The 5,184-nt window shown below is 68.7% G+C and carries 6 protein-coding genes; 2 read left to right on the top strand and 4 right to left on the bottom strand.

Annotation, left to right across the window (positions count from 1 at the left end):
- Positions 1–203: 203 nt before the first annotated feature.
- The 4 genes from G6023_RS14265 to sdhC are packed head-to-tail and all read right to left on the bottom strand — an operon-like array spanning position 204 to position 3,663.
- Positions 204–995: a succinate dehydrogenase iron-sulfur subunit gene (locus G6023_RS14265; RefSeq protein WP_182636130.1), complete on the bottom strand. Its 792-nt coding sequence runs from the start codon at positions 993–995 to the stop codon at positions 204–206.
- Entirely contained in the window at positions 995–2,761 is a 1,767-nt protein-coding gene (gene sdhA / locus G6023_RS14260) for a succinate dehydrogenase flavoprotein subunit (protein ID WP_182636128.1), read from the bottom strand. Before sdhA ends, G6023_RS14265 begins: the two co-directional genes overlap by 1 nt.
- A 48-nt stretch (positions 2,762–2,809) precedes the next feature.
- Positions 2,810–3,241 (bottom strand): succinate dehydrogenase hydrophobic membrane anchor subunit, encoded by a 432-nt coding sequence (locus G6023_RS14255; protein WP_179524745.1) that lies wholly within the window; start codon positions 3,239–3,241, stop codon positions 2,810–2,812.
- A gap of 14 nt (positions 3,242–3,255) precedes the next feature.
- Complete coding sequence (gene sdhC / locus G6023_RS14250; protein ID WP_132063518.1) at positions 3,256–3,663, bottom strand: succinate dehydrogenase, cytochrome b556 subunit; 408 nt, start codon at positions 3,661–3,663, stop codon at positions 3,256–3,258.
- Between the two features lie 190 nt (positions 3,664–3,853).
- On the opposite strand from sdhC, the gene G6023_RS14245 reads away from it, so the two are divergent.
- Positions 3,854–4,306, top strand: a complete 453-nt coding sequence (locus tag G6023_RS14245; RefSeq protein WP_132063517.1) for a cytidine deaminase — start codon at positions 3,854–3,856, stop codon at positions 4,304–4,306.
- An 11-nt stretch (positions 4,307–4,317) separates the two neighbouring features.
- Positions 4,318–5,184 (top strand): thymidine phosphorylase (locus tag G6023_RS14240; protein WP_182636127.1); only part of this gene is annotated, 867 nt, incomplete at its 3' end.

Below are 5,184 nucleotides of genomic sequence, written 5' to 3'. Positions count from 1 at the left end.
GTGCGGCTGTGGCCCCGGGCGTGCGGCTGGGGTCGCAGCGGGCAGGCGCGTGTGCGGATGCCGGGGGCGGCGGGGAGGGGCGGGGCCACGAGGGAAGGAAATGGCGGAGGGGCCGCACTCTCCGTCTGTGGAGAGTGCGGCCCCGGCCGGTGCTGTGAGGCGACGTCGGAACGACGCGGGTCAGCGTGGTGGCTACCCGGTGATCAGCGCGCGAACAGCAGTGCGCGCTTGACCTCCTGGATCGCCTGGGTCACCTGGATGCCACGGGGGCACGCGTCGGTGCAGTTGAAGGTCGTGCGGCAGCGCCACACGCCCTCGGCGTCGTTGAGGATCTCCAAACGCTCGGCGGCACCCTCGTCACGGGAGTCGAAGATGAACCGATGAGCGTTGACGATCGCGGCCGGGCCGAAGTACGACCCGTCGGCCCAGAACACCGGGCACGAGGTCGTGCAGCAGGCGCAGAGGATGCACTTGGTCGTGTCGTCGAAGCGGGCCCGGTCCGTCTGGGACTGGATCCGCTCGGCCGTCGGCTGGTTCCCGGACGTGATGAGGTACGGCATGACGTCACGGAACGACTTGAAGAACGGCTCCATGTCGACGTACAGGTCCTTCTCCACCGGCAGCCCGCGGATCGGGGCGATGGTGATGGTGATGGACTTGCCGTCCTTGGGGAGCATGTCCTTCATGAGGACCTTGCAGGCAAGGCGGTTGACACCGTTGATCAGCATGGCGTCCGACCCACAGATGCCGTGTGCGCACGACCGGCGGAACGCGAGGCTGCCGTCGATGTAGTTCTTGACGTACATCAGCAGGTTGAGCAGACGGTCCGACGGCAGGGCCGGGACCTCGTACTCCTTCCAGCCCGCCGAGTCCGGATCCTCCGGGTTGAACCGGGCGATCTTGAGCGTGACCATGGTGGAGCCGGGCGGCACGGGACGGTTCGAGCCCGGGTCCTTGCCGTCGGTGGCCTTGGTGGTGTCGACTGCGGTGGTCATCAGTACTTACGCTCCATCGGCTCGTAGCGGGTCTGCACAACCGGCTTCCAGTCCAGCCGGATCTCGGAGAGGAGGCCGAGGCCGTCCTTGAACGCCATCGTGTGCATCATGAACTCGTCGTCGTTGCGGTCCGGGTAGTCCTCGCGGGCGTGCCCGCCACGGGACTCCTTGCGGTTGAGCGCACCCACGACCGTGACCTCCGCCAACTCCAGGAGGAAGCCCAGCTCGACGGCCTCCAGGAGTTCGGTGTTGAACCGCTTGCCCTTGTCGCTGACGGTCACGTCGGCATAGCGCTTCTTGAGGGCGCGGAGCTCGTCGCGGGCCTCGGTGAGCGACTGCTCGGTGCGGTACACCGACGCCTTGTCGTCCATCATGGCCTGCATCTCGGTCCGGATGTCGTTGGCGTTCTCCGCGCCGTGGTCGGCGAGCATGCTCTCCATCCACTCGCGGACCATCTTCTCGGGCTCCTCGGGGAGTTCGACGAAGTCGTGCCCTGCAGCGTAGTCCGCGGCGGCGATTCCCGCCCGGCGGCCGAACACGTTGATGTCCAGCAGCGAGTTGGTGCCCAGACGGTTGGACCCGTGCACGGACACGCACGCGCACTCCCCGGCGGCGTAGAGGCCGGGCACCACGTCGTCGTTGGTGCGGAGGACCTCACCCTTGACGTTGGTCGGGATACCGCCCATGACGTAGTGGCAGGTGGGGAAGACCGGCACGAGCTCGGTCACCGGGTCCACACCGAGGTAGGTGCGCGAGAACTCGGTGATGTCGGGCAGCTTCTCCTCCAGCACGTCGGCACCGAGGTGGGTCACGTCGATGTAGACGTAGTCCTTCTCGGGGCCGGCGCCGCGGCCCTCGCGGACCTCCAGGACCATCGAGCGGGCGACGATGTCACGGGGCGCGAGGTCCTTGATGGTGGGGGCGTAGCGCTCCATGAAGCGCTCACCGTCCGCGTTGCGCAGGATGCCGCCCTCGCCGCGGACGGCCTCGGAGATGAGGATGCCCAGGCCGGCGAGGCCGGTCGGGTGGAACTGGTGGAACTCCATGTCCTCCAGCGGCAGGCCCTTGCGGAACACCACGGCCATGCCGTCACCGGTGAGGGTGTGGGCGTTCGAGGTGGTCTTGTACATGCGGCCCGAGCCACCCGTGGCGAAGACGGTGGCCTTGGAGTGGAACACGTGCAGGTCGCCGGAGGCGAGCTCGTAGGCGACGCAGCCGGTGGCGACGGGACCCTCGGGGGTCTCGGTGAGGCAGAGGTCCAGCACGTAGAACTCGTTGAAGAACTCCACGTTGTGCTTGACACAGTTCTGGTAGAGCGTCTGCAGGATCATGTGACCCGTGCGGTCGGCGGCGTAGCAGGCCCGTCGCACGGGCGCCTTGCCGTGGTCGCGGGTGTGACCACCGAAACGACGCTGGTCGATCTTGCCCTCGGGCGTGCGGTTGAACGGCAGGCCCATGTTCTCCAGGTCGATGACCGCGGTGATGGCCTCTTTGGCCATGATCTCCGCGGCGTCCTGGTCGACGAGGTAGTCGCCGCCCTTGACCGTGTCGAACGTGTGCCACTCCCAGTTGTCCTCCTCGACGTTCGCGAGGGCGGCGCACATGCCGCCCTGGGCGGCGCCGGTGTGGGAGCGGGTGGGGTAGAGCTTGGTGAGGACTGCGGTACGGGTCCGCGGGCCCGACTCGATGGCCGCGCGCATGCCTGCGCCGCCGGCGCCGACGATTACCACGTCGTACTGGTGCTGGTGGACCTGACGATCGGTCATGGGATTCTCAGTGCTCGCTTTCGAAGTGGAACGGTCCGCAGGCGTCGATCAGACGTCGTAGGCGAGGCCGAAGAGGGCGTAGGTGCCCAGGGCCAGGACGAGGACGGTCGCGGCGATGAGGATCGCGTTGAGCCAGAACCGCGTCGAGTCCTTGCGCGAATAGTCCGCGATGACCGTCCGGACGCCGTTCGCGCCGTGGAGCTGTGCCAACCAGAGCATGAGGAGGTCCCACGTGGCCCAGAACGGGCTCTGCCAGCGATCCGCGACGTAGGCCCAGTCGATGCGGTGGACTCCCTCGTCGATCATCAGGCCCACGGTGAGGTGGCCGAGCGTGAGGATGACCAGCGCGACGCCCGAGGCGCGCATGAAGATCCATGCGGTGCGCTCGAAGTTGCCGCGTGAGCGCAGGCGCGGGGAGCGCGGCTGGGCGAGCGAGGCGGGGCGATCGTATGACGTCTGGAGAACAGGTGCGTCTGCCATGGTGATCGTTCTCCTTAGATGTGCTGGAAGAGAAGGAAGAGGAGGCGGGCGGTCGCCGCGGCGAAGACCACGACCCAGATCGCCAGGACGGCCCAGAGCATCTGGCGCTGGTACTTCGCGCCCTTGGACCAGAAGTCGATGGCGACGATGCGCAGACCGTTGAGCGCGTGGAAGAGGACCAGCGCGACCAGGCCGACCTCCAGGAGCCCGACGATCGGGGTCTTGTACGAGTCGATGACCTCGTTGTAGGTCTCCGGGCTCACCGTGACGAGCGAGGTGTCCAGCACGTGCACGAAGAGGAAGAAGAAGATCGCCACGCCCGAGATGCGGTGCGCGACCCACGACCACATCCCCGGGTCACCCTTGTAGATGCTGATCTTCTTATTGGGGGCCGGACGCGCCGGCGCCTGCGCAGTACTCATGGGCTTGTCGTGCCTCCGAATCGTCTGGGCGTGGTGCCATCGGCGCGCGTTCCCTGCCCGAGAGCACAGCGGGCGCCTACTAGGACTTTAGACCTGAGATCTGACTAGGCGAAAGCAGGGTGGGTACCGTGGACCGAGCGGGTTCTCCCAGTTAGGGAAGCCTAAAAGATGTTACCGAGGGGTAAGCCAGGTGTCCCAGGACGAAACCGCAGCACAACACAACGCGATCGTCGCCGGCCTCGCCGACGCGGCCCTCGCCGCCGCACGGGGCGCCTACCGTCCGTACTCCGGGCTGGGGGTGGGGGCCGCCGCGCTGGCCGTCGGCCCGGACGCGGATCCGCCCGCCGGCGACCCCGACGGGCGGGTGCGGATGGTCGTCGGGTGCAACGTCGAGAACGCCTCCTACGGCCTGACCCTGTGCGCCGAGTGCTCGCTCGTCTCCGACCTCTACCGCACCGGGGGTGGGAGACTGCTCGAGCTCGTCGTCGTCTCCCACACCGGGGACCCCCTCGCGCCGTGCGGGCGCTGCCGACAACTCCTGCACGAACACGGCGGCCCCGGGCTGGTGGTCCACACCGCGCGAGGCGCGGTGCCCCTCGCCGAGCTCCTCCCGGACGCCTTCGGACCGGGGGACCTGCGGTGAGTGGATCTGGTGTGAGCGCGCGACACGACGCCGTGCGGATCATCGAGGCGAAGAGGGACGGGCGGGAGCTCGACGACGACGAGATCGACTGGATCGTCGACGGGTTCACCCGCGGGGTCGTCGCGCCCGAGCAGATGTCCGCGCTCGCGATGGCGATCTACTTCCGTGGGATGACCGAGCGGGAGATCTCCCGGTGGACCACGGCGATGGTGGGCTCCGGAACCCGGATGGACCTGTCCGGCCTGACCCGCGGCGGCAGGGTGGTGCCCACCGTCGACAAGCACTCCACCGGCGGCGTGGGCGACGCGATCACCCTCGTCCTGACACCGCTGTTGGCGACGTGGGACGTGGCGGTGCCACAACTGTCGGGCCGGGGGCTCGGCCACACCGGCGGCACGCTCGACAAACTCGAGTCGATCCCCGGGTGGCGCGCGGACCTCGACGCCGACGAGATGCGGGCCGTCCTGACGCGGACCGGGGCCGTGATCTGCGCCGCCGGGGCGGACCTCGCCCCCGCCGACCGGGCCCTCTACGCGCTGCGGGACGTCACCGGCACCGTCCCGTCCATCCCGATGATCGCGGCGTCCATCATGAGCAAGAAGATCGCCGAGGGCACCGGTGCGCTGGTGCTGGACGTGAAGTTCGGTTCCGGCGCGTTCCTGGCCGACCCCGCCGACGCCGCCGAGTTGGCGCGGGTGATGGTCGGGATCGGCGCCGCCGCCGGTGTGCGGACCAGCGCCCTGGTGACCGCCAACCACACGCCCCTCGGTCGGGCCGTGGGCAACGCGCTCGAGGTGGCCGAGGCGCGGGAGATCCTCGCCGGCGGGGGGCCGGCCGACATGGTCGACCTGACCTGCGCGCTGGCGCTCGAGGCGCTC

This window comes from Dietzia sp. DQ11-71, assembly GCF_014144995.1.
Lineage (GTDB): Bacteria > Actinomycetota > Actinomycetes > Mycobacteriales > Mycobacteriaceae > Dietzia > Dietzia kunjamensis.
The sequence above is the reverse complement of the archived record's forward strand: the minus strand, read 5'-3'. Positions and strand labels throughout refer to the sequence as shown.

Bases quoted from the DNA above. Each gene is read 5' to 3' on its own strand.
- G6023_RS14265 (WP_182636130.1), bottom strand. From the start codon at position 995: ATGACCACCGCAGTCGACACCACCAAGGCCACCGACGGCAAGGACCCG.
- sdhC (WP_132063518.1), bottom strand. From the start codon at position 3,663: ATGAGTACTGCGCAGGCGCCGGCGCGTCCGGCCCCCAATAAGAAGATC.
- sdhA (WP_182636128.1), bottom strand. From the start codon at position 2,761: ATGACCGATCGTCAGGTCCACCAGCACCAGTACGACGTGGTAATCGTC.
- G6023_RS14255 (WP_179524745.1), bottom strand. From the start codon at position 3,241: ATGGCAGACGCACCTGTTCTCCAGACGTCATACGATCGCCCCGCCTCG.